The sequence below is a fragment of the Putridiphycobacter roseus genome (genome assembly GCF_003234935.1).
Classification (GTDB): Bacteria; Bacteroidota; Bacteroidia; order Flavobacteriales_D; family Crocinitomicaceae; genus Putridiphycobacter; species Putridiphycobacter roseus.
Map to the genome: position 1 here is coordinate 1 of NZ_QKSB01000015.1, position 26,355 is coordinate 26,355.

General features: G+C 31.5%; 24 protein-coding genes. 22 read left to right on the plus strand and 2 right to left on the minus strand.

Features of this window, described 5'->3' with window-relative positions; all coding sequences use genetic code 11:
* Window positions 1-266: 266 nt before the first annotated feature.
* Window positions 267-611 (minus strand): winged helix-turn-helix transcriptional regulator, encoded by a 345-nt coding sequence (locus tag DNU06_RS15745; protein WP_111064462.1) that lies wholly within the window; start codon window positions 609-611, stop codon window positions 267-269.
* Window positions 612-698: 87 nt separating this feature from the next.
* Between DNU06_RS15745 and DNU06_RS15750 the strand changes: the two genes are divergently transcribed.
* The 8 genes from DNU06_RS15750 (at window position 699) to DNU06_RS15785 (ending at window position 8,163) form a co-directional block, all read left to right on the plus strand.
* Window positions 699-1,067: a DoxX family protein gene (locus tag DNU06_RS15750; protein WP_111064463.1), complete on the plus strand. Its 369-nt coding sequence runs from the start codon at window positions 699-701 to the stop codon at window positions 1,065-1,067.
* Window positions 1,060-2,073 carry a pirin family protein gene (locus tag DNU06_RS15755; RefSeq protein WP_111064520.1) on the plus strand — a complete coding sequence of 338 codons (1,014 nt, stop codon included), beginning with the start codon at window positions 1,060-1,062 and terminating at the stop codon, window positions 2,071-2,073. The genes DNU06_RS15750 and DNU06_RS15755 overlap by 8 nt, the downstream gene beginning before the upstream one ends.
* Window positions 2,074-2,085: 12 nt before the next feature.
* A complete protein-coding gene (locus DNU06_RS15760) occupies window positions 2,086-2,970 on the plus strand; it encodes a pirin family protein (RefSeq protein WP_111064464.1) in 885 nt (294 codons plus the stop codon).
* Window positions 2,971-3,024: 54 nt separating this feature from the next.
* Window positions 3,025-3,462, plus strand: coding sequence for an SRPBCC domain-containing protein (locus DNU06_RS15765; protein WP_111064465.1), 438 nt, complete (start codon window positions 3,025-3,027; stop codon window positions 3,460-3,462).
* A gap of 345 nt (window positions 3,463-3,807) precedes the next feature.
* Window positions 3,808-4,491, plus strand: a complete 684-nt coding sequence (locus DNU06_RS15770) for a hypothetical protein (RefSeq protein ID WP_111064466.1) — start codon at window positions 3,808-3,810, stop codon at window positions 4,489-4,491.
* A 120-nt stretch (window positions 4,492-4,611) separates the two neighbouring features.
* Complete coding sequence (locus DNU06_RS15775; RefSeq protein ID WP_111064467.1) at window positions 4,612-5,841, plus strand: WG repeat-containing protein; 1,230 nt, start codon at window positions 4,612-4,614, stop codon at window positions 5,839-5,841.
* Window positions 5,842-5,957: 116 nt separating this feature from the next.
* Window positions 5,958-6,758 (plus strand): hypothetical protein, encoded by an 801-nt coding sequence (locus DNU06_RS15780; protein ID WP_146239276.1) that lies wholly within the window; start codon window positions 5,958-5,960, stop codon window positions 6,756-6,758.
* 307 nt (window positions 6,759-7,065) lie between these two features.
* Complete coding sequence (locus DNU06_RS15785; protein WP_111064469.1) at window positions 7,066-8,163, plus strand: DUF4932 domain-containing protein; 1,098 nt, start codon at window positions 7,066-7,068, stop codon at window positions 8,161-8,163.
* A gap of 64 nt (window positions 8,164-8,227) precedes the next feature.
* Here the strand turns inward: DNU06_RS15785 and DNU06_RS15790 are convergent, their stop codons facing one another.
* The gene (locus DNU06_RS15790) at window positions 8,228-8,686 is read right to left on the minus strand and encodes an SRPBCC domain-containing protein (RefSeq protein ID WP_111064470.1); all 459 of its coding nucleotides are present in this window, start codon (window positions 8,684-8,686) and stop codon (window positions 8,228-8,230) included.
* 500 nt (window positions 8,687-9,186) lie between these two features.
* Between DNU06_RS15790 and DNU06_RS15795 the strand changes: the two genes are divergently transcribed.
* The 14 genes from DNU06_RS15795 to DNU06_RS15870 all read left to right on the plus strand — a co-directional run bounded on the left by DNU06_RS15795 (window position 9,187) and on the right by DNU06_RS15870 (window position 26,347).
* Entirely contained in the window at window positions 9,187-9,678 is a 492-nt protein-coding gene (locus tag DNU06_RS15795) for an STM3941 family protein (protein ID WP_111064471.1), read from the plus strand.
* A 181-nt stretch (window positions 9,679-9,859) separates the two neighbouring features.
* Window positions 9,860-10,465: a hypothetical protein gene (locus DNU06_RS15800; protein WP_111064472.1), complete on the plus strand. Its 606-nt coding sequence runs from the start codon at window positions 9,860-9,862 to the stop codon at window positions 10,463-10,465.
* Window positions 10,466-11,493: 1,028 nt separating this feature from the next.
* Window positions 11,494-11,949 carry a hypothetical protein gene (locus DNU06_RS15810; RefSeq protein WP_146239277.1) on the plus strand — a complete coding sequence of 152 codons (456 nt, stop codon included), beginning with the start codon at window positions 11,494-11,496 and terminating at the stop codon, window positions 11,947-11,949.
* Window positions 11,950-12,508: 559 nt separating this feature from the next.
* Window positions 12,509-13,096 (plus strand): hypothetical protein, encoded by a 588-nt coding sequence (locus DNU06_RS15815; protein WP_111064475.1) that lies wholly within the window; start codon window positions 12,509-12,511, stop codon window positions 13,094-13,096.
* 224 nt (window positions 13,097-13,320) lie between these two features.
* Entirely contained in the window at window positions 13,321-14,778 is a 1,458-nt protein-coding gene (locus tag DNU06_RS15820) for a hypothetical protein (protein WP_111064476.1), read from the plus strand.
* A gap of 427 nt (window positions 14,779-15,205) precedes the next feature.
* A complete protein-coding gene (locus tag DNU06_RS15825) occupies window positions 15,206-15,607 on the plus strand; it encodes a hypothetical protein (protein WP_146239278.1) in 402 nt (133 codons plus the stop codon).
* A 327-nt stretch (window positions 15,608-15,934) separates the two neighbouring features.
* A complete protein-coding gene (locus DNU06_RS15835) occupies window positions 15,935-16,684 on the plus strand; it encodes a hypothetical protein (RefSeq protein WP_111064479.1) in 750 nt (249 codons plus the stop codon).
* 389 nt (window positions 16,685-17,073) lie between these two features.
* On the plus strand, window positions 17,074-17,724 hold the full coding sequence (locus DNU06_RS15840) for a class I SAM-dependent methyltransferase (protein ID WP_111064480.1): 651 nt from the start codon (window positions 17,074-17,076) through the stop codon (window positions 17,722-17,724).
* Between the two features lie 137 nt (window positions 17,725-17,861).
* Window positions 17,862-18,254 (plus strand): hypothetical protein, encoded by a 393-nt coding sequence (locus DNU06_RS15845; RefSeq protein WP_111064481.1) that lies wholly within the window; start codon window positions 17,862-17,864, stop codon window positions 18,252-18,254.
* A 218-nt stretch (window positions 18,255-18,472) separates the two neighbouring features.
* Entirely contained in the window at window positions 18,473-19,900 is a 1,428-nt protein-coding gene (locus tag DNU06_RS15850; RefSeq protein ID WP_111064482.1) for a carboxypeptidase-like regulatory domain-containing protein, read from the plus strand.
* Window positions 19,901-20,103: 203 nt separating this feature from the next.
* Window positions 20,104-21,363 (plus strand): toxin-antitoxin system YwqK family antitoxin, encoded by a 1,260-nt coding sequence (locus tag DNU06_RS15855; protein ID WP_158526925.1) that lies wholly within the window; start codon window positions 20,104-20,106, stop codon window positions 21,361-21,363.
* A gap of 408 nt (window positions 21,364-21,771) precedes the next feature.
* A complete protein-coding gene (locus tag DNU06_RS15860) occupies window positions 21,772-24,321 on the plus strand; it encodes an ATP-binding response regulator (RefSeq protein WP_111064484.1) in 2,550 nt (849 codons plus the stop codon).
* 286 nt (window positions 24,322-24,607) lie between these two features.
* Complete coding sequence (locus DNU06_RS15865; protein WP_111064485.1) at window positions 24,608-24,919, plus strand: hypothetical protein; 312 nt, start codon at window positions 24,608-24,610, stop codon at window positions 24,917-24,919.
* A 93-nt stretch (window positions 24,920-25,012) separates the two neighbouring features.
* On the plus strand, window positions 25,013-26,347 hold the full coding sequence (locus DNU06_RS15870; RefSeq protein ID WP_111064486.1) for a sigma-54-dependent transcriptional regulator: 1,335 nt from the start codon (window positions 25,013-25,015) through the stop codon (window positions 26,345-26,347).
* Window positions 26,348-26,355: the final 8 nt, after the last annotated feature.

Genomic DNA, 26,355 nt, shown 5'->3' on the forward strand with positions numbered 1-26,355 from the left:
CTAAACCTAACATGGTCTTATTCCCCTGTTCTGTCCTGTTAATAATATTATAAATATAATTTATTACAAGCTTAGGAAAACTAAATTCAATATGCATTTACTATAGAGCAGTTTAGTTATCTGAAAAGTACGCCAAAACATAGTTTAGAATAATAAAAATGACTAGTTTAGCTAAACAATGCCTTGGCGGTTACCTAATTACATTGTGCTAAGTAATGCACACAGAAATTTAGTCAAACGTTAGCAATAATATAAGTGTATTAAATCTACTTTCCAATAATTTTTGCTCTGTGCTTTACCCCCCAATCTTGTAATTCTTTAACAAGTTTAGACAAGGTTTGAGAATGCGGAGTAGCAGAATATTCAATCCTAACAGGATAATCATCAATAATTTTTCTTTCTATTAACAAGTGTTCTTCAAGGTCTTTTAATTCTTTTGAAAGCACCTTTGCCGTAATTTTAGGAACACTTTTTTGGATTTCCGTAAATCGCTTATTACCGTGCGTAATAGAGATTAATATCAGAATTTTCCATTTACCGCTAATAACATCCAATGCATCTCGGACCGGTATTATTGCAGAAGAACAATCTGTTGGATTTGATTTTTTCATAAACAATTAATCACTAACCTTTAGGTAACTACTATCTTTTAGAAAGCTAATATAGGTATCTTTGCTGAAACATTTAAAAAAAATGAAATGAAAAAAAATAAAATAATCTTTTGGATCACAACAGTAATTATCAGTTTAATGATGATTCTTAGTGCAATCAACTATTTTACGAATGCTGAAGTTATAATTGAAATGAGTAGATTAGGGTTTCCTAGTTTCTTTGTTAAAGAGTTGGGTATGTTCAAAATTATTGGCGCTTTGGTTCTAATTATTCCACTAATTCCAACAAAAATAAAAGAATGGGCTTATGCTGGATTTGGCATTGTATTTATATCTGCTTTTATAGCTCATTTAAATGCCGGTGACCCTGTTTCAACGGCTGCAGCGCCTCTGGTTTTCTTAGCAATACTCGCTGTATCAAATGTATTTTACCACAAAACAAAAAATCATGAATAAAATTTTAAAAATAGAAGCCTTGGGATTTCCTTGGAAAACTCAAGACCCATTTTTGTTCTGCGCCTACCACAGAGATGAATATCCAAAAGGAAATTCGCAAATGGGAGTGGATAGTGACCTATTAAAAGGAAGAAATATAGGTCAAGACTTTAGTGTAAATGAAAATTGGAGAATGTACCATGGATCAAGTATTCCTGGTTTTCCGTATCATCCACACAGAGGTTTTGAAACCATTACAATTAATAAAGAAGGCGTTGTTGATCATACCGATTCATTAGGAGCAGCAGGCCGTTTTATGGCAGGTGATGTTCAGTGGATGACGGCTGGAAAAGGTGTTCAACACTCAGAAATGTTTCCTTTATTGAATGAAAACAAAGACAATCCGCTTGAAATTTTTCAAGTTTGGTTGAACCTCCCCAGTTATTCTAAAATGGTAGAGCCACATTTTAAAATGCTGTGGAATGAAGATATTCCTGTAATTAACCATAAAGATTCTGCAAATAAAATAACGACAGTTGAAGTAATTGCAGGTCGAATCCATTCAGTTAAGTCGCTAGATGCAACACCAAACTCTTGGGCAGCGCGAACAGAAAATGCAGTTGGAGTTTATACTGTGAAAATGGAAGTAAATGCCGAATGGACGCTACCGAAAACTAACTCAAATGCGAATCGATCTATCTTTTATTACAAAGGAGAAACAATAGAAATTGAGGGAGTTAAAATAGATGCTAAACAGACAATTGAGGCATTAGCAGGAGAAGATATCTTAATCAAAAATGGAGCTTCCGATTCTTATTTTTTAATTCTAGAGGGAAACCCTATTGGTGAACCCGTAGTACAACACGGCCCTTTTGTGATGAATACGCAGGAAGAAATAAGAGAAACCATGAAAGCGTTCGGCAAAACTCAATTTGGTGGATGGCCATGGAAACAAAGAGAAGTAGCTCATCCAAGAGATAAAGGAAGGTTTGCCTTGCACAGCAATGGGAAAGAAGAGATTAAATAAAAAACTTAAAAAATGAGCACTTTAAAAGCGAAAATATACAAAGGCAGAAACGAAATGGTTGGCGCGACAGCACTAGTTAGAAGTTTGCCCAACCCAAAATTTAATGCCATAGGTTCAGTTGTTTTTTTGGACCATGTTGTTGAAAAAACACACGACCCTAAACCGGCAGAATTACCAGATGGTAGTTTTGAGCATCCACACAGAGGAATTGCAACATTTACTTACGTAATCGAAGGTGGCGTTCATCACCTTGACAGCAATGGTGGGGAAGGAATTGTTTATAGTGGAGGTATTCAATGGATGAATTCTGGAAACGGAATCACCCATGATGAGTTTGCTCCTTTGAATTTGCAAGAAAAAGGAGGGAAATTTCATGCTTTCCAATTTTGGCTGAATTTACCTGCCAAAAACAAAGCCGAAAACCCTGATTATTTAGCCGTACAAAGCGAAGATATTTCCGAAATACAATTACCAAACGAAGCAGGATTACTACGCGTATTATTGGGCGATTACAAAAATAGTAAGTCCATTATCCCAACTTTTTTAGGTCAATGTATTTACCACATAAAATTGGCTGCGGGAAAATCTACTCAGCTATTAGCTAAGGATACATGGCAATATGGTGTGTATACCATAAAGGGAAATCTTAGCATTGACAATAATATTAATGTAGCACCATTAGAAATAGCTGAACTTTCTGATTTTGGAAAAAACATCACCCTCACAAATAAAGGTGAAGAAGAGTTGGATTTTCTGTTTATAGCTGGAGAACCTTATAATGAACCAATGATAGCTCATGGCCCTTTTATTATGAATAATGAAGATGAAATTCATCTTGCTTTCAATGAATATAAAAAAGGGAAATATGGTAAAATTGACTATTCTAAAGTGCAATAATATTGCTATAATTAAATAGTTTCTAAAAAGTTCACTTTATATTAAAATTAAATAATGAAGTATAATTATCAAAATATATTTTACACATCTACCTCATTAACAGAAACTTTTAATTACGCAACAGACGTAAAGAAAAGAGGAGATTGGATATTATCTATTAAAAGTGCTCAACTTCTGACTGAAGAACCGGTGAAATTAGGTTCAAGGTTTGAAGAAGATGGTCAAACAGGAAAAATGGTCTTAGAGTTCGTTGAACTTGTAAATAACAAAAGAATTAGATACAAAACTATTGAAGGAAAAGGTGTTTTTGCAGATATTTCTTGGGATCTAGACTCAAAAGATAATCAAACTAAAATTCATTTATCTCTTACGCTTACTCCTAAAGGTTTCATCAAAATATTATTCCCAATATTATTTCCTTTAATTATAAAGCCAAATATGAAAAAAGAATTTAAACTTCTAAAGGATGAATTAGATAAGATTCACTTTTAGTCGACAAATTGAAAAAAGATCTATCCAATGCATAATAACTATAATTTAATAAAATCAGAAAGTCTCAAACGGCTTAATCCGCAGACAATCAAACTAAAAAGCAGCAAATAAAAGCGACGCCATTAATTTTTTTGAGATTGTTTATTATATTTGTCTGCATAACTGTTTACCAATGTTTATTTTAAACTAAACATTTAAAAACGAGTGACAAATGCTTAAAAACGGTTAAAGCACAGTTAAACAAGACGACAACAACAATCTTGGTGATTTGGGGTTTGTGTGTTTTACTCGGTTGTTAGCAACAAGCTAAAAAAAACGGAATGACTAATTTTAAAAATTAAGAAAATGAAAATAATGCTAGGTATACTTTTATCATTCACCTTATTACAAGGTTGCCAATCTCAATCTGATTTTGATTTAGCTAAAATCATACTGAATCAAGATAAAGTTTCGGATATAATTCCAAAAGATATAAAATTAGCAACATATGATAATGGAGTAACTAATGGTGATAATAAATATGCATCTACAGGTTCTGATAAAATATTGATTTTTAATCAAATAAATCTTTCTGGTGAGAATCCAAAAGCCAACTATGAAAACAAAGCTGTTGTATATTTTAATATTCAGGATAGTATCATAACAAGATATCAATTAGATATTTCAGTTACTAAACAATCTGAAGAACTACTCAAAACGCTCAAAGAAAAATTAGGGAATCCTAATTATACTGGATTTAGTAGTGAGAAAGATAAAATGGACAATTTACCTTCAGAATTTATTTGGGAAGATATTGAAAATAATATTTTATATCATCTATCTTATTCAAAACAACATTACGGAATTGACGCAAATCTAAATGTGTTACCAATAATGAAAACTTATCCAGCACTTCCGGGAATTACATATTGGGAATCGTTTATGCATTACCGTGAAAAAAGTGATAACACCAATTATACTTACCAAGACTTTCTTAAAGAACGATTAGAAAACGATCCTGATAATATTCAGAATAAGTTATCTAAATAAGAAATTGAATGGATAAAGCCAGTTGCCAACACCGTGTATAATTAATTGCTTGGTTTTACTTTACTTACTCGCTTAATTCACGCAACTAAGCTTACACTAACGTAGCCAACAAATAATTATATGAATACAATAAAAGTAATTTTAATTTTCTCCTGTTTTTTATTGAATTCAACTTTGGGCTTTTCTCAAACCAAGGAGGAATTGAAGAAATTATACCCATTTCAAAAAGAAATCAACGGTACTTTGAAATATGGACTAGTTAACCTAAAAGGAGAAGTGATAATTGAACCGAAATTTGATCGAATCGGATTATTTAAAGGAGGAATTGCGCGAGTAAAAGTAAACGGTAAATATGGACTAATTAATGAAGAGGGACAATTCATAATTAATCCAGAGTTTGAAGACATATCTCATTTCCAAGAAGGATTGTCGAAAATAAGGAAGAATGGTAAGTATGGCTTTATTAATGAAAATGGGGAGATTGCAATTAAGCCTGAATTTCAACTTGCAGAAGATTTTAGTGATGGTTTATCGAGGGTTAAATTTTCAAACCCTACGGAAAGAAATGGAATCAGAGTACTCAACGATAAATACGGTTTCATTGATAAACAAGGTCAGATAATTATTCAACCAATATATAGTTTTGCTGCTCCATTTAGTGAAGGACTAGCATGGATAGAAATTGGGGACAAATTTGACTTTATTGACAACAAAGGCACGCTGGTAATTCCTGCAATTTATGATAAAGTAGAGTCATTTTCAAATGGACTTGCATGGGTTAAAATCGACAGTAAGTGTGGGTTTATAACCAAAACTGGCAGTTATCAAGTCCATCCTATTTATAAAGAACTTGGTAGTATTAACGAAGGTTTAGCACTGGTGAATATTGCTGGAAAATATGGTTTTATTGATAGTTTGGGTCAACTAGTCATCAAACCTAAATTTGATATTGCGGGAAATTTTAGAGAAGGAATGGCTACAATTAAATCAAATGGTAAATGGGGTATGATTGATACATCTGGATATATTAAAATAGAACCAAAATTTGATAGAATATATCCTTTTAAAGGCGGTTTTTCTGTAGTTGAACTGGGTGGTAAATATGGAGTTATATCGATAATTGGAGAATATATTGTGGAACCTATTTACGAATGGGTATACACCTATAGTGACGGTATGTTTATGGTGCAATTAAATCGTAAAATTGGATATTTAAATGAAAAAGGCGAATTAACTATACCAATAATATATAAGTCTGGTTTTTCATTCTCTAATGGATTCGCTCTTGTAACTAGTGACGAAAAAACGGGCTATATTAATAAGAAAGGTGAATTTACAATTCAAAATTAACGGCTATAACAACATGCAAAACAGCATTTAAACGACTGTTTACGCAAACGTTAAGCTCAAGCGACGATAAGGGTGTAAATTCCTGTATCGTATTCAATAAAGTAAAAAAACAACTTATGATAGCTTTTAAAGAAATAAAATTGCCAAGACCGTTTATTGTCATAATCAGTATTTGCACATTTTATAACTTGTCCTTCAGTCAAGAAATGAATGACGCTCTGATAGTTTATAACAAAAACAAAACTTACACTTATGAAGCTATATTTGTGCAAAAAGATGGAGACACTTTAACTACGGAAAACATAGTCGTTCAGCCAACTGGTGAACCATGGGTTCAGAAAACACAAACAAAATTTTATATTCATTACAATACGGATAGCAATTTTATTCATTTCGTAAACCCGATAAACGCAAGGCGTAAAAAGTTTGAAAAGTATAAAAAAATATACAAGAAAAAAGGAGAGGACTTCTCCGTTTGGTGGACTAAGAAAAGCAGCACTGGTGCTATTGAATCGAGTAAAGAGCTTTGGATTCATCCTTTTCGAGATAATCAATATGTTTATACCGAAGTTGCGCCTTTTCCATGCGTAGAATTAGATTCATTAAATATTGGTGGTAATTGGCACTCTTCTTTGGAAATCATGCTAGGCTGGGACAATTTTAAAGGGACTGTAAAGTCAGATTATACAGTTGTAAAAAATGAAGATTACAATTACGGAGATGTCGTGTTGGATAGTTGCTGGCGCATTAATGCAATAGCTAATCATTCAACTCTCGGAGAAAGTAAAAACAACTTTTTATATCACTCAGAATATGGTTTCGTACAACAACATTTAACATTATATGATGGAACAATTATATCTTTTAAATTAATAAAAGTTGAATTTAAAGGTGATTCAGTACCTGTACCCCACTAATTAAGATTGTAAGGTGCGTTGGGTTTGATGACTGCGCCTAAAACACCTAAAAATAGGATTACAGATACTATTTAAAACCATAATTGAGAAAGTAGTAACTGACAAAACCTGTGTTCAATTTGCTTTTTCTGAGAAACATTTTACTTCTCTGAAAGTGATACCAAAACATGGTTTAGAATAATTATAATAACTAGTTTAGCTAATCAACGTCTTGGTAGATATCTAATTAAATTGTACTAAGTAATGCAAACAGAAATATAGCAGAGACGTTTTACATCCCTGAGGATAAACAATACAGATATATTAAATGAAACAAATAATAGGACTATTTTTTATTTTAATCACTTTAAGTACTTATTCTCAAGAAAGGGGAAACGAAAAAAAAGAAACCATTTTAAAAGCACCTAAGGTAGATATACGTGTAGAATTATTAAGCATTGTTTTTAGACTTGCAGGTAGCCATGAATATAGTCAAAACCTTTTTCCAAAGTATGTCGAAAGCATAGAAAATCATTTTGAGGAATTTAAAAGTCACGATTTAATTGAGTATGTAAAGGATGAATTATTGGAAGACGGAATTGGTTTTAGTGCAGTGATGAGTATGGCTATTCACATCACTGACCCACCAAATTTAGCACCATTACTAAACCCATTTCCTTACAAGTCACTTGAGGAACCCTGGGAAAAAGAAAGCGCAATAAAATTTATAAAACTGTTAAATGAATTTTACATAGAAACCGACTGTGAAACTTTTTTTAATAAAAATAAAGCACTTTACACAACTGCCTCCAACAGATTTAAAAAAGTATATCAAAATTTAGACGTGGCATGGTATCAAAATTTTTATGGCGCAAAGCCTAAAGGAGCGTTTAGCATAATAAATGGATTGGGAAATGGTGGTGCAAATTATGGCCCAAAAATCTTTTCCCAAAATGGTAATGAAGTAATATATGCGATAATGGGCACCTGGAGTGTTGATAGTTTAAGCATGCCTACTTATGAAATAGAGGAATATTTCCCAACACTTTTACACGAATTTAATCATTCATTTGTAAATCATCTTGTAGAGAAATATCATGCTGAACTTCAAGAAAGCGGGACTATCATTTTTGAAAAAGTAAAAGATGAAATGAATAAACAAGCATATGGTAATTGGAAAACTATGTATGATGAAGCTTTGGTGAGAGCTTCAGTTATTAAATATATGAAGGACCATAATTATGACAAAGCAACAATCAAAAATGAATTGAATGAGCAGTTAAGCAGTAGTTTTTTATGGACTGATGAGTTAGTAAAGGAATTAGAACGATATGATAACAATAGAGATAAATACCCATCATTGGAGAGTTTTATGCCTGAAATAGTCAAGTTTTTTAATCTAACTGCAGCTAAAATTAAGACTTAATGCAACGTTTTGGTATTAAAAGACCAAAAGTAAATTGTGAAAATACACTTTAAGGATTCTTTGCTTACAGTTCACATACCTCTTTCAAAGCATTAGCTTGTAACGCGAATCCTTTTTGCACTTGTTTTAAGGGGATAAATGATGTGCCCCAGCCAGTGAAAATTTCTTCAGAAGAATATTCAGTAGTACCATCAGACAATACTTTTAGTTTTTGCGTTCGGACAGCTCGAGTCATGTAAATATGATGTATAAACCCATCAAAACGATAAGCCCACGCTGCGGTATTATTATCCGTTTTTTGCGGCGAATTGAAGGTCGTCACCAACTCTTTAGATTTTGTTTTTCTTCCATTGCTAAAACTAACTGAAAATAACATTTGGCAACCCACATCAGGTACTGTTTGATCAGCCGATATATCGTATACAAAAGGATTCCAGTCGGAATAAGCTTTAATATTTGTCAACACTTCCCATACTTTTTCAATTGGCGCGTTTATGATAGTCTTGATACTTACCTTTTTCATAGCAATGGCATATTTTTCTAAAACGAAGTTAAGCAATAAGATTATACCTACATCACTTTTTTTTCAAGCTCATAATTTAGGATTACCGGTCTATGATCATAAAACAATCTAAACTTTTTAGTTCCATCTTTTATTTTCATGACCTGACGTTGTTATCGTTCACACCGCTATACCTATGGCGACCTATTTTTTTTGGACTATCCACAAAAAGTAAACTCTAATTACCCTCCCTCCCTACTCTTGTAAGCACCCTAAGTTAATCCACAGACAATCAAACTAAAAAGCAGCAAATAAAAGCGACGCCATTATTTTTTTTGAGATAGTTTATTATATTTGTCTGCTTAACTGTTTACAAATGTTTATTTTAAACTAAACCTTTAAAAACGAATGATAAATGCTTAAAAAACGGTTAAAGCACTATTAAACAATATAAATAACAACAATTTTGGTGATTTGCAGTTTATGGGTTTTACTCGGTTGTTGTAATTAATATAAATAGAATGAATCAAGAATATTATACAGATCCTAAGTTTAGGAAGACAGAAATTATTAAGATGTTTTTATTTTTTCCAATTTTCGGAACGATAATATATCTTATTTCATTGACAAGTTTAGGTGGAAATGAATGGATATCTGTTTTATTATTATTACCTATTGGACTTTATGGTTTTTGGCAAATTTTTAATAATTCTAAGAATCGACCTAGTGTAATCATTGCAGAAAGAGGTATAACGATTAATAACCCAGCGGAACTTGAAGAGATTAGCTGGAATGAAATCGTAGGTATAACAGTTGAAAATAAATTTAATAGACAAATACTATATCTTGACTTAAAAAATGAACCACAATACAAAAACGTTCTGAGCAAGGTTATCAATAAACGAAACGAAAAAGTAAAGGCTAAGTTGAGTCCTAAAGTTGGAATTATGGAAAAATACGTTTCTTATAAAATAGAAGAATTACAATCTGTTACAGAAGAACAAATAAACTAATCACAACCTAATCAATCAGTTACAACTATGATATAATAGATGAATTATGCGATTTCGCAGAAGAAATTTATGCAACATTTAATGTGCTTTTTCATGGAGTTGTGTATGTTCCAAATCTTGGTGACCAAGGAGCATTTTTTATTAAGGATGCTATGAAAAAATATAACATCATAAAGAAATAATGATAACCAAGGATAAAATCGATACATATAATTATTATGGTGGAGACATTGATGGGTTTTTAAAATTCGTCAACAATGAAAGAAGGTCCATTAATGATACAGAGTGGAATAAAATAAATAGCTTCATTCAAGATATTCAATTAATAACAGATAAAAAAACTTCAGAAGAATATACCGAAAAAGTACTTTCTGAGATTAATAAATCATGTGATGTAGAAGTCTTTGCATACTTTATGAAAAAAATACCATTCCATGAATATTTTATGGCTTTAGTAGGGGTAACTAAGCTTATTGAAGCTAAAATTAATGAAGATACCATAGTAGGTTTTTCAGAAATTACTGACCCGTTAAAACTGAAATTTGAGTTATCATCTGACATTCAAAAACTAGAAAAACTTAGTTTCAAAACACTAGAAAAGCTTAAAATTCAATTTTTACCAACGAGTACATTTCAAGAGTTGGCAATTGCTAATAAATGGAGTAACGACTATATTGAATTGTCAAGTAGTTTTGATGCTCTTTACAAAGCTGCCAATTGGAATTCTACGGAAAAAGAACAAAGCAATAGTGGTCTATGGACAAAATTTAAAAATATTTTTAAATAATGTGTTCCAAACTAAACCATAAAATAGAACCTGAAACAGAAATAAGAAGTTGGAAATCCTATCTAAAAATATGGGTTGCTTTTATTTTTATTTGGCTAATTGCGTATAAGCAAAAATCGTTAGCATATGCATGCTCTTTATTTTTAATATTCAATGGGATATTTTTCTTGTTCTCAATTTTATTCGATTTAATTTTAGATAGAATTGGGTTTAGAAGATTTATAAATAATGTAAATTGGATTCCATTTATTATTGATTTTTCATTATTAATCTCATGTGCTTTTATTGTTTATAAAGAGAACTTGGGCCTTTTCAAATTTTCAATAGGAGTGATTGCAGTTATCCCAATATTAATTGTTGTTTTAATGAAAATTAGACTATTATTCGCAACATATAAAAAACAAAAGCATAACAAAAAATAAAAATTACAGCTACGCAGCTCGGCATAAATGCCTAATTTTATTCAAACGTCATCTTTTTTGGACTATCCTCAAAAAGTAAAGTCTAATTACTGTCCCTCCCTACTCTTGTAAGCACGCTAAGTTAATCCACAGACAATCAAACTAAAAAGCAGCAAATAAAAGCGGCGCCATTAATTTTTTTGAGATTGTTTATTATATTTGTCTGCATAACTGTTTATAAATGTTTGTTTTAAACTAAACATTTAATAACAAGTATCAAATGCTTAAAAACGGTTAAAGCGCTATTAAATATAGTCAATAATAACAATCTTGGTGATTTGCAGTTTATGTGCTTTACTCGGTTGTTAACTACAAGCGGAAGAAGATTTGTAAGGGGGTGAAAAAACCACAGTAACCCAAAATTTACAAGGGAATGTAGCCAAGGTAGCACAGAACGTGGCCATGTTTTAAAATAAAAAAAACTAGATTAGCTAAACAATGGCTTGGTGGTTATCTATTTACATTTGTGCGCTAATGCAAACAGAAATATTGTCAAGCGTTATGAACTATTTGGGATTAGTGGTTACCTACTTTGCTTCTCAAACATATTAATTAAAGTACATGCCTATGAAAAATGTATTCAAATCAATCTTATTCGTATATCTGTTATTTGCTACCAGTAGTATTTATGCATGTTCATGTCGTGATAGACAAATGAAAATTGACTCCGCCATGTTTTCAAAATCTAGCAATGAAATATTTTTAGGTAAGGTCTTGAAAATTGAGAAAGAAATCATTAAAAAGGGGTACAAAAGAAAACATCTAAGAACTATGCGTGTTTATACTTTGGAAGTAAAAACTAATTATTCATTGTCTTCTGAAAAGTCTGTCGTTAAAATATATACATCTACTGGTAATTGCGGTATAAACTACGAACTTGGTGAAACATATTTGATATCAGCTTCCAATACAATTTCAAAAAAGATTGGAAGAATGAGCTCATACTGCAGGAGGAATGTACTTGAAAGAGATGCGTATGAAGAAATTAGTCTGCTGAACAAGTTGGTAAAAAACAATTCATAATTATTAAGTAAAGTTGAAAAAAAAAAGCTAAACCAGAACGGAACCACAGTTCTAATTAAAACCATGGTACAGAAAGCAGTAGTTAACAAAAACTAAATTCAATATGCATTACTAATGAGCAGTTTACTTCTCTGAAAAGTACACCAAAACATAGTTTAGAATAATAAAAATGACTAGTTTAGCTAAACAATGCCTTGGCGGTTATCTAATTACATTGTGCTAGTAATGCAAACAGAAATTTAGTCAGGCGTTGGCCTATCCACAAAAAGTAAACTCTAATTACCCTCCCTCCCTACCCTTGTAAGCTCCCTAAGTTAATCCACAGACAATCAAACTAAAAAGCAGCAAATAAAAGCGACGCCATTATTTTTTTTGAGATTGTTTATTATATTTGTCTGCATAACTGTTTACAAATGTTTGTTTTAAACTAAACATTTAATAACAAGTAACAAATGCTTAAAAACGGTTAAGGAACTATTAAACAATATAAATAACAACAATCTTGGTGATTTTCAGTTGATGTGCTTTACTCGGTTGTTGGCCAGAATAAAAAAATGTAATGAGAAATATTTTAGCATTAATAGTTTGTAGTTCTATATTCTTAACAGCTTGTACTCAGAAATACAATTACCCCGGTGAGTTAGAAGTTGAGGGATATAAAATAGGCCAAATGGTGGATACAGCCATATTTAAAAAAATGGGCGATCTATACTTTCCGAACTACCTTGACGGGTGGGATAATGAAAATTATGACAAACTCCCTGTAAGTTATGAAGGACTACCGATTGCTATTTGGCAATTAAAAACAGACTCTGCTATTGCTTTGACTCTTTTAAATAACATTGTTTTAAATATTACAGTTTCGTATTTGAATGAGACTCAAAAAAATGAGTTGGTAAACGAACTTAATGATAAATTTGGGGCCCCTGGAAAGGATGAATCCTACGAACAGACTCATCCTTTGCAAGCATGGATTACTTATTGGAACTTGATAACATGGGAAACGGAAAATGTAATCTTTCAAATTGGAAATAATGATATGCGAAAACCAAAAGATCCCAAACCAAAAGACACGAAATGGAATTTAGCATATTCAGACTTTAAAATCGAAAACAAGATAATAAGTGATTACAGGTACAAGAAATAATAAAAACTGTCGGTAACAAAAACTAAATTCAATATACATTTACAATCAAATGTATTAGTTATCTGAAATGTACACCAAAACAAAGTTTAGTATAATAAAAATGACTAATTTGGCTAACCAATGCTTTGGCGGGCATCTAATTACATTCTTCTAAGCAATGCAAATAGAAATTTATTCAAACCGTTAGGTGCAAGCGAAAAGAACCATCTAACAACAGAATAACTATGATAAAAAAAGTACTTGCATTATTACTAATAACATTATTATTAGCTGATATTGGATATACATTCTTACAGAATTATCATACCCCTTTTGATGGTGATATGGCAGGAGGGATTGTTCCTGCTGATGATGTAAAACCAATTCTTGCTAGTCCATTGGGATTGAAAATTTTTAAAGAGCATAACACATATCCTAATCCGAATAGATTTTTTTGCCATTGGAGTTTTTATGAATATTTCAATAATGTTCCGTTATTTATTCAAAATTTTACAAGTCCAATTAATAGTGCTTACTTATCATGTGCATTAGCCAAGACAATGATTCAGGTTATAATCATATTTTTACTTTCTCTCTTAATCGCAGGAGGGATTTTAAAATTCGATTTTTTAGTGGCAGCAATTTTAATAACGCCATTGTTTCAGACAAACGGTTATAGGAGTTATATGGGTATTATTGACCCATCAACTACATATACCTTTTTCTATGCACTACCAACTATTTTTGTTCTTATATATTTTATTCCACTTTTTTTAAAACATTTTTATGGTTTAGAATTAAAAAGAATGAAATACTTAAAATATTTATGGATTCCACTGGCTTTGATATCTAGTTTAAGCGGTCCTTTAAATCCAGGGATATCGTTAGTGGTTAGTCTATTAATATTTACATATTATTTCACTAAAAATTTAAACAACTCAGCTATTAAAAATAGATTTACCAAAATAAAATTAGCAATTCAAAACATACCCAATGAAAATTATTTTTATTTGATACCGATATGTATTTTCTCATTGTATTCCTTATTCCTTGGGAGTTACAATTCAATTGATTTAAGCAATAAAATACCGTTGTCTGTTTTGTATTCAAGATTACCAGAAGGAATATATTATTCGTTTACCCAGAAATTAGGATTTCCTATTTTATTTTTAACATTAACCATTAACACATTAATTATTCGCTATAAAATTAGGACTCCAGAAGGCAAAAAACTTTTGAATATATTCAAATGGATTGGCTTTTTTGCTCTGATCTATATAATACTATTGCCGCTTGGTGGATATCGAAGCTATAGACCTTATGTCCTGAGATATGATACAATCATACCAATAACGTTAAGTTTAATGTTTATTTTTGCAAAAACGACCATATTTATTCTGAGCAGTTTTTCAAGTCGACAAAAATATTGGTATATACCTTTAGTTGTATTAGTAATATTTGTCTTTACAAATTCGGATAAACCTAAATTTGATAAAAATATTTGCGAGAGAAATGCTATTTTACAAATAGCTAGGTCTAAAGAACCGATTGTAAAAATTGACGATAATTGTACAGTTTTATCTTGGACAATTATTGAGAACCCTCAAGAATCAGTACTTAAAACTAAATTGCTTAAAATTTGGAGAATAATTGATGATGACAAATTATATTATCAAAAATCGCCAGTTGCCAACACGCTGTAAAAACATTGCACAAAAGGTGCTAAACTTCAATTACATAACACTTAATGAACGGTTTTACGGGCTGATAGGTTTGTGCTCTGAAATGCACAACGATTTCTTACCGCCATCCTACCATCTTTTTTGGACTATCCACAAAAAGTAAACTCTAATTACCCTACCTACCCTTGTAACCCCCCTAAGTTAATCCACAGACAATCAAACTAAAAAGCAGCAAATAAAAGCGACGCCATTATTTTTTTTGAGATAGTTTATTATATTTGTCTGCTTAACTGTTTACAAATGTTTGTTTTAAACTAAACCTTTAATAACAAGTAACAAATGCTTAAAAAACGGTTAAGGCACTATTAAACACTATAAATAACAACAATCTTGGTGATTTGCAGTTTCTGTGCTTTACTCGGTTGTTGTAGTGCATTACCTAGATGCTATGGAAAGAGAATTTGAATTCAGAAGGAAAAATTTGCTATTAGCAGTAGGCATTCTGTTTGTCTTAACTGGTTTCCTAGGCTGGCGAAACGCGGGGCTTCAGAGTATACTTCCATACGTATGGTGGATTGGCGGCTTAATTTGGATCTATAGGTATTGGTCATTTTACAGAAATGGTTTTTTGAAAGTAAATGAACAAATGATCCAATTGAACTTTGCAAATTTTAGAGGAATTCAACAATACAGGATAGTGGATATCGAAGATATATTAATAACATCTAAACATTATTGTTTGATATTAAAAACCAGAGGAAAAATAAAAATTGATAAAGGGAATTTTGATAACAACTCTATTCAAGAAGTTGATAATATTTTCATCAGTATTCGCGATAAAATTAAGTAATACTTTATGCAAAAAATGGCTTCCAAGAAAACCAATTATAAAGCAGTTTTGAGAAAAAAGAAAATTCACACAGACAGAAGTAGAGAAAAGCCACTGACTATTGGATTTAATTTCACAATGATTTTGACTTCAAGTATCTTGAAAAAGACAATACCAAAATTCATATTTAGTAGTGGAACGGAATTAAAATAGCAAAAGCTAAAAACCTAAAAAAGATATTGTTTGGCTGAAAGAAAGATAAAAAACGACACTACAACAACAAATAAAATTAACTGCTACCCAACTCGGCATAAATGCCTAATTTTATTCAAACGATAGCATATATTAATGAAAAAGTTAAACCCTATACTTATTATATTACTTTTAATTTCTTGCGCAAATGAAATTAAGAAGAAAGATCTTAAAGAAGAAGAGAAGTTTTATCCTGCGGCCTCTTCATTGTGGATTGTAGAAAAAGTGTTAGGTGAACCCGAACCAGATTTCGAAACTTACTTTTACTTTTCAAACGACTCATTATTCATGGAACTGTATAGAATGAATATAGATAAAGAAACCTCTGAAATGTATTTCAGCAATATGTCAAACGATCTTACAGCACAAGCATTTTTTGTAAAGAAGGAGGGTTTTTATTTAATGGGACGAGACAGTTGGAGCTTTGATATGACATTAGAATTGGAAAAAACAGCAGAGGATAAATTAATTCTGAAACTAGAACAAGTTAATTCTGAACACCCCAAAAGGTTTGAATATCATTTGCGAAAAACAACCGTTCTGGATTCAATTGATTTTGAATATACAGAATACTATCAAGAAAACCTAGATTCCTTTTTGAATGACACTCTTGTCTCTTATGGACTCAAAAATGGGGTACCCCAAATTACTCTTACACTAAGTGGAAAAGAAATTGAAGAAATAAAATTAACTAAAAACGACAATAAAATAGACGCTGATAATCTAGAACAAAGTGTATATACTGATGACAAAAAAAACAGATCATTCCTGCTTGAGAATCGATATTTTGATGATTCTCTAACTAGTCGCGGAGACAAATTAAAAAATGTCTTTTATAATGATTAAAAACATATGCTAACAAAAAATAAAAATTACAGCTAAGCTGTTCGGCATAAATGCCTAATTTTATTCAAACGTCATCTTTTTTGGCCTATCCACAAAAAGTAAAGTCTAATTACTGTCCCACCCTACCTTTGTAAGCACCCTAAGTTAATCCACAGACAATCAAACTAAAAAGCAGCAAATAAAAGCGACACCATTAATTTTTTTGAGATTGTTTATTATATTTGTCTGTATAACGGTTTACAAATGTTTATTTTAAACTAAACCTTTAATAACAAGTAACAAATACTTAAAAACGGTTAAGACGCAGTTAAACAAGACAATAATAACAATCTTGGTGATTTGCAGTTTGTGTGTTTTACTCGGTTGTTGTGCCTCATTTAAACTGAAATATGGATAAATATCAAGTAACATTTCAGACTTGGAATAAAGTTGCCGAAATCTACCAAGATAAGTTTATGAATTTAGACTTGTACAATGACTCATATGATGTATTTCTTGATTTAATTTTAAAGACAAATTCTTCAGTTCTGGAAATTGGTTGCGGACCAGGAAACATAACCAAATATCTTCTATCAAAAAAAGCCGATTTAAAAATAAAAGGAATTGACATTTCAGAAAATATGATTGAATTGTCTAAAAAAAATAATCCAACGGCTGAATTTGAAATTATGGACTGTCGAAAAATTGATAGTTTAAATACAAAATTTGATGCTATAATATGTGGGTTTTGTATTCCATACTTATCTAATAATGATTGTAAAAAACTAATCTCTGACTGTAAATATTTACTGAATGATAATGGAATACTATACTTGAGTTTTATTCATGGTAATTATGAGAATTCAGGTTATATATCAGGAAGTAATGGAGATAGAACATATTTCTATTATCATAATTTGAACAATTTAGAAAAAACACTAAAATCAAATCATTTCGTGATAAATAAATTGATTCCAATAAATTATATAAAAATTGACGGAACTGATGAAATCCATACAATATTAATATCAAAAAAAACGAACGCACAACACCGTGTATAATTAAATTCCTGGTCACTGCCGACTTACGAACATTCCTGCGGAATATTTTATCTATGATTTATTTGCTAAATTAGTTGCTTAACCACGCAACTAACCATACACAATCACGTTGTGCTTCATACCTAAACTAAACGAAAATGACAGAGCAAAAAAACATAGTTAATGTCCATTATAGTATTAATGTTACACTTTTTTTCATTTTAATGTCGTTGATCTTCATTACATTAATTATACTCAACTCTGCAAGTGAATGGATTCATCCTATAATGCTAATTGTTATGATTTATGGTTTAATTTCTTCATATAAAAAAGTTTACTTCTCAATAGATTTAGAGACTAAAAAACTCACAACAATGGCTCTATTAGGGCCATTAAAAAAAGAATATTCATTTGATAAAATTGTGATTAAAAAGAATAAAATATATAGAAGTCTGGCTGGAGTTGAAAAAAGCATTCCTTCTTCAAATCTTTTTTGTAATACTACCGATTATAAAAATCTAAGAGAAAAAATAGAAAATAATAAAACTTAAATAAAACACGAAAGCACAACACTACCTATAGTTAATGCGGAGATTCTACTGAACTGAAAAATCGTACCTTTACTCAAGTCCACCAAATATAAAATTTGGCTTTTAGACTAGAAAAGATAAAACCAAAATGTTTATATTTGATTAGAAGATACTTAAAAATTAACCGCTAAACATTTCCTTACTTATCCAACACCAACCGTTAGTAAGAATTGCCCATAATGAAATATTTAATCCTAATATTATTCTCTCTTACTTTTCTTTCAGGTATAGGCCAGAATCAAATAATCGATTCTGAATCCAAAGAGCCTGTGTCCTATGCATATATTAAATCAATCAATAAGTTGAAAGGAGTAATTTCCGATTATAATGGATTCTTTGTATTGGATTCATCATTTAGAGCGTTAGACTCCATCATAATTTCATGTATTGGATACAACAATGGACATTTCGCAGTTAGGGATATCATTAAAAATAAAGCAGTTGAACTAAACCCAAGTACACAAAATCTTTCTGAAGTTATGGTGACTGCAAAAAAAATGAAATACCAACGCAAAAACTTAGGAATTACAAAAAAACCAAAGAAAACAAGATTTCCGGATTATGTCAGCACTGGCAAAAATGGAGAGGAAAAAGCGACATGGATTCCGAATGAATATTCAGTTCCAGGTTATTTAAAAAACATCAATGTATACGTATCTGATTTAGGTTATCCAGATGCGTATTTTAGAATTCACGTTTATGCATGTAATGAATTTGAAACAAAACCCGATAAGGAATTAACGAAATCTAATATTATTGCCTCCGCCACTACAGGAAATGAATGGGTTACTATTGATATGAGTAATGAACATATACAGGTTGGAGAAAACGGATGTTTTATAGGTATTGAATGGTTTGATTCTCCAAAATCTAAATTTCATCTGGACACTATTTTCAATAATGGTCAAACTTGGGATGAGAACAAAAGTGAATATAAAGACACTATCTATTCGAGAATCAGAAAGGGGAATGGTGCTGTTCTAGGAGCAATTTATCAAAAGTATCGCCATTCAAGGAATAAGCACTGGCAAAATAATAGTGATGGACAGATGTATAGTTATCTTATGGATTCAATAATGTATACGACTGCTACTTTTCCAGATGGAAATACTTATTTAAGAACTCCGGATAATAGTTATCAGGGTGTGATGTGCATAAACATTGACGTGTCTTTTCCTAAGAATAAAATTGATTTAACCTATAACGAACCCAAAAAGAGAAAATTGAATAAGCTTGAAAAAGTAAAACAAAATTTATTTAAATATCCTCAGAATAATATTCATGAATTATTTGCCTCCCTGATTAAAGCTTTTGAAAATGATGATATAGTTTATGTATTGAAATATCTCTGTGTGTATAAGGAGGATCAATTAAATCAAATATTATCAGAGTTTGTTGATGAGGAAAATGAAGACTATATATCTGATGAAGAAAAAGATACAATTGTGAAAAATTTGAGTCTATTCAAATCAAAATTTGATTCAGCAGTTTTAACCAAAATTGATGATAAACATTTCCAACTATCGGTTGATAATGAAATTTACAATATCATAATTGATGATGGCTTGTGGAAAATCAATCCTTATGGCTACAGTATATATAAATAACTGCTTACAACAATAGCTATATTCAATTTGCATTTACAAATTAAAAGCAGTGGTAATTAATAAAATAGCGCCAAAACATGGTTTAGATAGTCTAAAATAATTAATTTAGCCTAAACAATACCTTGGCAGTTATCAAGTTACTTTAAGCAAGGTAATGCAAACAGAAATATAGCCGAGCGTAAAACTAAATGAAAAAATCATTTATGAAAAAACACATCTTACTATTAATACCTTTTTTCTGTATCCATTATTTAAATGCTCAAATGGATAGACAGTATTACGAGAATGGCAATTTAAAAGCAATAGGCGAGTACCAAAACGAAAATAAAATTGGCGAATGGAAGGCGTACTACCAAAATGGACAATTACAAAACAAAGGTACGTATGTACCTATAGATTATTTTTCCAAAAGATGTAAAAAAGACTTAGATGAAGCTGTAAAGTATTATAAAAAAGAAATGAAAGATACGATTGACAAAGGTTACTTGTACGTCGAATATGACTTAGATGGCGTGTCTATAAAAAGTACACTTAATTATGTAGGTATGGCCAATGGAACAGGTAACGTTGCTAAAACATATACCGACCGACCAGTATTTATCAATCAGCTATATGACGGGAATGGAGTTTTTAAAAAAGTAAACATTTATGAATATAAAGATTATGAAGATTTTTGTCTTAAGTATGAACCTCTTCTACAGAAAGAATGCAAAGGGCAGTACAAAGAAATTATCTCTGGCAACGAGCTTTACACAAATGAAAAAATGTTTGATAATAATAAAACAACAGAATATATAATATCTGCAGACAAGCAAACAGCCGACATGCATTTTATTTGGATGAAAATTGATAGAACTGAAAGGGATGGCGAATGGGAGTATTATCACGAAAATGGTCAATTATATCAGACTCATTTTTGGAAAAATGGCAAGCTGATGGCTGTAAACTCTTGTTTTGACAACAAAGGGAATTTACTGAACAAAGGAACCATAATAAATGGTAATGGCACTGTAAATAATTACACTGCCAATGGAGAGTTAATGAGTACCACACGCTATGCGGATGGATTAGAAATAGACGATAAAATTCAAAACTGGGTTAAAGAAACAATAGAATTACACCAATATCAAGATAATGAAGGGACAACATATAAATACAGTGTTAGCTTTGAGGAAACAAATATTATCATTAACGAAATATTAGTCGCGGATGTCTTTCTAGATACCATTTCTACGGAATATAAAATCCCTTTAAAAGCATTAAAGGAAATTACATTTGAAGAGAAAGATTCAAAATCTGTAATGACCTTTGTCGTAAAAGATAATACCAGTTTAATTCAAGAAACAAGTAGTGATGGCCGGTATTGGGTAACAACTATAGATATATTTCTTAATAACTCATTTGACCAGAATAAACTCCGTCCTCAAATGACACAAGCATTTAATTCGCTTATGAAGTTATGAACCTGAAAATTATTCGAAAAGGTAATGGATATATTGGTGTGAGTTAATTAAGAGAAGTGAATCCAATCTTTTTATAAGCAAGAGTAATTGAACCATGTTAATTTTTTAATAAACTCAAACGAATTCAATAAAAATCTTGACCTTTTAGAATTGATTTTTAAAAGTATACTGATAATAACTAAACCCAACACCGTATAAAATTAATTGCTGGTTTTAACCAATTTACCATATTGTAAACAGAAGAGAAATCAACACTGCCCTCCCCCACTAAAAAACTAACAATCAAAAGACTATTTGAAAACCGTACTGTAGTGGCGAGAATCAGTAAGTAGATCACTATATTTTCTATGAACTAAAAAGTATCTTTAACTTCACAAAATGGTTCGAATTAATTATTAACAGCCGATTATGTTTGGTCTAAAAGGAAAAACTCTACTCTTTTTTATATTAGCAACTATATTATTATCTGTAGTTGGTGGATATTTCTATGTCCGCCTAAAACACCTGAACAGTACAATCGAATCCAGGTTTGAACCCAAACAACAATCGAATCTAATCGATCGATTAACATTGGACATCAACAAGTTAAACAATCAATTTTTAAATGACACAGTAGCGTTGTCTGAACAGTTAATAGACTCCATAATTATAGATATCACCAACAATATTGAAACCATTCAAGCCAATAGTGTGCAGTCCAAATTCAGACAATTTTCGAGTTTAGATTCCATCCCAAAAATACTGGTCGCCCTAAAGCACAAAAACTTTCAATTAAAAGCATTGCGGAAAGCTGGTGAAAAAAAATTCATGTCATCCATTGACGAAATAATTCGAGAAGATTTAAAAAATAAAACTTTAACCGAAAAAGACTCCATCATTATAACGAGACAAATTACCTCCTACATTAAAAAAAATGAAATTGAAGCTGCGGATAGTGATTCAAAACTAACAGAGAACAATAATAAGGACCTCCATTTTTTTCGACGGATATTTGGGGCAAAAAAAAGAAGTCAAAACGAAGATGATGTTCAAAAACCAACTACGACTTTTGAGATGGACACAACCACGCAACAAGTTGTGGATACATTAGATCAAAGTAATAATGACCCTTCCGTTGAAAGTATCGATATCCTGCTGCTTTTTGAAAAAATTCAAATGAGAAGAATTGGATACATCCAAAATATTCAAAATATTGAACGAGAAATTTATGCGTTGAATTTTGGTATTAATCAAAAAACGGAAAGCATAATACAGGACTTTATCCTTGAACAATATTCTTCTTATGAGGATTACCTAGCGGAACTCAAGGCAGAAACAGCCAGGATAACAAACTATCTAATTTTAACCATTCTCGGATTTACAATTTTTACAATCTTCCTTATTTATAGAGTTTTTAAAGACATTAATCGGAGTATAATGTACCAACGAACCCTAGAGTTAAAAGAGAAGCAGGCGAAGAGAGAGTCAGAAGAAAAGCAACGTTTTTTGCACACCATGAGCCATGAAATTAGAACGCCACTCACCTCCATCATTGGTTATATTGACTTGTTGGAAGGTGAAAGTAAAAACATCAAGGCTTTAAAAGCATCCGCCAACTATTTGTACCAAATGACGAATGAAATTTTGGACATTGCAAAAATAAATGTTGGGGTTATTGAAATTAAAAAGGCAAACGCCGACTTATCGCGCTCATTACAGGAATTGAAGGAGACTTTTATCCCCTACATAGAAAACAAAGGACTGCAATACAAATTTGATTTGCCAACTACCCCTTTAGTGGTGCTTACAGATGTAAATAGAATCCAACAAATTCTTTATAACCTAATTCATAATGCCATTAAATTTACGGATAAAGGATTCGTTAACTTGACCTTGAAAAATGAAGAGAAAGCAGGTCATTATGCCCTTGAATTTACGGTGGAAGACTCCGGTATTGGTATGTCGGAAGAGGAACAAAAGGATGTATTTAATGATTTTCACCAAGTGAGCACGCATCACGATAAAACACAAGGTACTGGACTTGGTTTAGGGATTGTAAAAAAACTGGTCACGCAAATGTCAGGCGAATTAAAAGTCTCGAGCAAAATAAACCAAGGCGCTAAATTTATCTTCTCCTTGAATTTGGAAAAAGGAGTACTGGAAAAAAATGAGCCTACGCATGCTGCACCTTACCTGAAAAGTAACTATCAAAATATACTTCAAAACAAATCGATCTTAGTGATTGATGATGATGTATTAATCACAGCCCTTTACGAGAAATTTCTGCTGCCAACTGGTGCAAAAATAGAGCTGTACAACAACCCTAAAAAGGCGCTTGACGCCATTAACAACAAGGTGTTCGACTTAATTATTGTGGATTATAAAATGCCCGAAATGAATGGTTACGAATTCTTAAAGGCTTGTAAAACAAGGTTGAATCCATTTCCAAAATCAATGGTATGCTCCGCAAATGTAATGTTGGACAAAATAGACAAAGAAAATATGGCTGCTTTTGATGCCGCCATGTTTAAACCCATCAAAAGAACTGTTTTCTTAAATCAAATTGCGTTATTACTGGACATTGAACTTAATCCTACCCTAGTCGATACCCCCGAGCAAAGTTTTATCCATTTTTCTTCATTGCGAAATTATATGGATAATGATACGGATGATCTAATAGAAATATTAGAAACCATAGTTGCAGAAAACGACAAGTCGCTTTTTGAGCTAGATAAAGCCATTAAAAATACAGATAAGGAAAGTATTGATTTTATTATTCACAAGCTAAGCTCTCGTTTTTCTCAAGTAGATCAAACCTTTCAGAAGAATACCAAGGAAATTGAAAAACAACTTCGAAACACGGATATAAATCTTGCCATGGAAGGCGTGAAAAATTTGAATACATTTTGGATGGATGCCAATCAAAGGATAAAAGAACAATTGGAAATCCTTAAAGGTCAAAATAACCCTAAACCATAAACTGTTTCGCGTCCCAAACACCCCATTAAATAATCCCCCAATACCGGCAATGAAGCTTCTAAATGTGATTGCCTTTTGGTAAAATTACTGTTCGGTAATGCCGCTTTTTCATTCAAATCTGTAGGACTATAAAACAAAGTGTAGGATTATACTACACTACACCACACTTCATTCAAAAGTATTAACTCCTAGCAATGTGCGTATTACAAACTTATTTATGTTCTGGCATATTAATGGCGTAAGGGAAAGAGAGAATAATAAAAATACAAATTAAAAAAAATCAGTTATGAAAAAAGTAATTTTAACAGGCGCTATAGCATTCGGGTTAATGGGAACATCATTTGCTCAAAACACAACAGAGGTTGAAAGTACCAGTATTGAAGAGGTAAGCGAAGCAGTAATTGAAATAGAATTAAGTGAATTACCAGAAGCTGTACAAGCAACACTTAAAAGTGAAAAATATGCAGAATACCAAGCGCAAAAAGCTTGGTTAATTGAACAAGAAGAAGGCGGTAAAATGTACAAAGTGGTAGTATTAAAAGAAGAAGAAGTTAAAACTTTACTTTTTAACGACAAAGGAGAAGTTGTTATTGCTTAATTAAAGTTTTTTTGAAATTATTTACGCTTAAAGGCCAGAGTTTAGCTCTGGCTTTTTTTATATTTGACAACAAGCTTAACTATACCCCTACTTATGCAGTCAATTTTAATTGTTGATGACGATATTACCTTCCTCAAAATTCTTGAGAAATTTCTGACAAGAAAAGGTTTTGAAATTACCTGCTGTTCAAGTGTGATAGAGGCTATAAAAACCTTAACAACAAAACCGTTCGATCTATTATTACTCGATTACAAACTAAATGATGGCATTGGATTAGACATCATTTCAAAAGCGAATGAATTAGAACTAAAAACGGTAAGCATTATCATGACCAGGTTTGATGACGTTAAGCTGGCCGTCAAATCGATTAAAAAAGGTGCTTTCGATTATATTACTAAGCCAATAAATCACGAAGAATTGTTGATGATGATTGACCTTGCCTTATCAAAAGATAAAGCGGAGATTAACCATTCAAAAACAATAGAAGGACAGGAATTCCTCCTAGGTACCAGTGCGCCTTCAAAAAAAGTAACAGAACAAATTGAGTTAATAGCGCCAACGGAACTTACCGTTATCATTGAAGGTGAAAGTGGGACGGGAAAAGAACATACCGCAAGGAAAATTCATAATTTAAGCCAAAGAAAAAACCAACCTTTCATAGCCATTGACTGTGGAACATTATCCAAAGAGCTCGCTGGTAGTGAACTTTTCGGTCATAAAAAAGGATCTTTCACAGGTGCAGAATCAGACAAAGTTGGAAAATTTAAAACGGCAGACAAAGGGACTATTTTTCTGGATGAAATTGGTAATTTGAGTTATGACGTCCAAGTAAAACTACTCCGAGTAATTCAAGAAAGATGTATACAACCAGTTGGGAGTAATGAAACCATCCAAATAGATGTTAGAATCATTGTTGCAACCAATGAAAATTTAAAGGAACTCTCCCTTGAAAAGAAATTCAGAGAGGACTTGTATTTTAGACTGGATGAATTTAAAATTGAGTTACCCGCATTGCGAGAAAGGAAAGATGAAATTCCTTTATTCATTGATTATTTTTTGCAACAGTCCAATCAACGACTTGGTAAGGCTGTTGCTCATTTTTCGGAGGAATTAGTTTCAGCTTTACAAAATTATTATTGGCCGGGGAATATTCGTGAATTAAAAAACATCATTAATCGTGTGGTACTTTTGTCTAAATCGAAAATAGCACAAATTGATGTGCTTCCATTGGAAATGTTAAGCAACAAAGACAGTGATTTAGAAAAAAACGAAACAGACCTGAAGCTTATTCAAGAGCACAATGAAAAAGCACTGATAGAACGAACACTTGTCCAGACAAAAAACAACAAATCATTAACGGCTAACTTATTAAATATTGATAGAAGCACCCTTTATCTTAAAATCAAAAAATACGGCATTGAAACTTGAAGCTAATA

Coding starts and splice junctions, on each gene's coding strand:
- DNU06_RS15745 (WP_111064462.1), bottom strand. CDS start 611: ATGAAAAAATCAAATCCAACAGATTGTTCTTCTGCAATAATACCGGTC.
- DNU06_RS15750 (WP_111064463.1), top strand. CDS start 699: ATGAAAAAAAATAAAATAATCTTTTGGATCACAACAGTAATTATCAGT.
- DNU06_RS15755 (WP_111064520.1), top strand. CDS start 1,060: ATGAATAAAATTTTAAAAATAGAAGCCTTGGGATTTCCTTGGAAAACT.
- DNU06_RS15760 (WP_111064464.1), top strand. CDS start 2,086: ATGAGCACTTTAAAAGCGAAAATATACAAAGGCAGAAACGAAATGGTT.
- DNU06_RS15765 (WP_111064465.1), top strand. CDS start 3,025: ATGAAGTATAATTATCAAAATATATTTTACACATCTACCTCATTAACA.
- DNU06_RS15770 (WP_111064466.1), top strand. CDS start 3,808: ATGAAAATAATGCTAGGTATACTTTTATCATTCACCTTATTACAAGGT.
- DNU06_RS15775 (WP_111064467.1), top strand. CDS start 4,612: ATGAATACAATAAAAGTAATTTTAATTTTCTCCTGTTTTTTATTGAAT.
- DNU06_RS15780 (WP_146239276.1), top strand. CDS start 5,958: ATGATAGCTTTTAAAGAAATAAAATTGCCAAGACCGTTTATTGTCATA.
- DNU06_RS15785 (WP_111064469.1), top strand. CDS start 7,066: ATGAAACAAATAATAGGACTATTTTTTATTTTAATCACTTTAAGTACT.
- DNU06_RS15790 (WP_111064470.1), bottom strand. CDS start 8,686: ATGAAAAAGGTAAGTATCAAGACTATCATAAACGCGCCAATTGAAAAA.
- DNU06_RS15795 (WP_111064471.1), top strand. CDS start 9,187: ATGAATCAAGAATATTATACAGATCCTAAGTTTAGGAAGACAGAAATT.
- DNU06_RS15800 (WP_111064472.1), top strand. CDS start 9,860: ATGATAACCAAGGATAAAATCGATACATATAATTATTATGGTGGAGAC.
- DNU06_RS15810 (WP_146239277.1), top strand. CDS start 11,494: ATGAAAAATGTATTCAAATCAATCTTATTCGTATATCTGTTATTTGCT.
- DNU06_RS15815 (WP_111064475.1), top strand. CDS start 12,509: ATGAGAAATATTTTAGCATTAATAGTTTGTAGTTCTATATTCTTAACA.
- DNU06_RS15820 (WP_111064476.1), top strand. CDS start 13,321: ATGATAAAAAAAGTACTTGCATTATTACTAATAACATTATTATTAGCT.
- DNU06_RS15825 (WP_146239278.1), top strand. CDS start 15,206: ATGGAAAGAGAATTTGAATTCAGAAGGAAAAATTTGCTATTAGCAGTA.
- DNU06_RS15835 (WP_111064479.1), top strand. CDS start 15,935: ATGAAAAAGTTAAACCCTATACTTATTATATTACTTTTAATTTCTTGC.
- DNU06_RS15840 (WP_111064480.1), top strand. CDS start 17,074: ATGGATAAATATCAAGTAACATTTCAGACTTGGAATAAAGTTGCCGAA.
- DNU06_RS15845 (WP_111064481.1), top strand. CDS start 17,862: ATGACAGAGCAAAAAAACATAGTTAATGTCCATTATAGTATTAATGTT.
- DNU06_RS15850 (WP_111064482.1), top strand. CDS start 18,473: ATGAAATATTTAATCCTAATATTATTCTCTCTTACTTTTCTTTCAGGT.
- DNU06_RS15855 (WP_158526925.1), top strand. CDS start 20,104: ATGAAAAAACACATCTTACTATTAATACCTTTTTTCTGTATCCATTAT.
- DNU06_RS15860 (WP_111064484.1), top strand. CDS start 21,772: ATGTTTGGTCTAAAAGGAAAAACTCTACTCTTTTTTATATTAGCAACT.
- DNU06_RS15865 (WP_111064485.1), top strand. CDS start 24,608: ATGAAAAAAGTAATTTTAACAGGCGCTATAGCATTCGGGTTAATGGGA.
- DNU06_RS15870 (WP_111064486.1), top strand. CDS start 25,013: ATGCAGTCAATTTTAATTGTTGATGACGATATTACCTTCCTCAAAATT.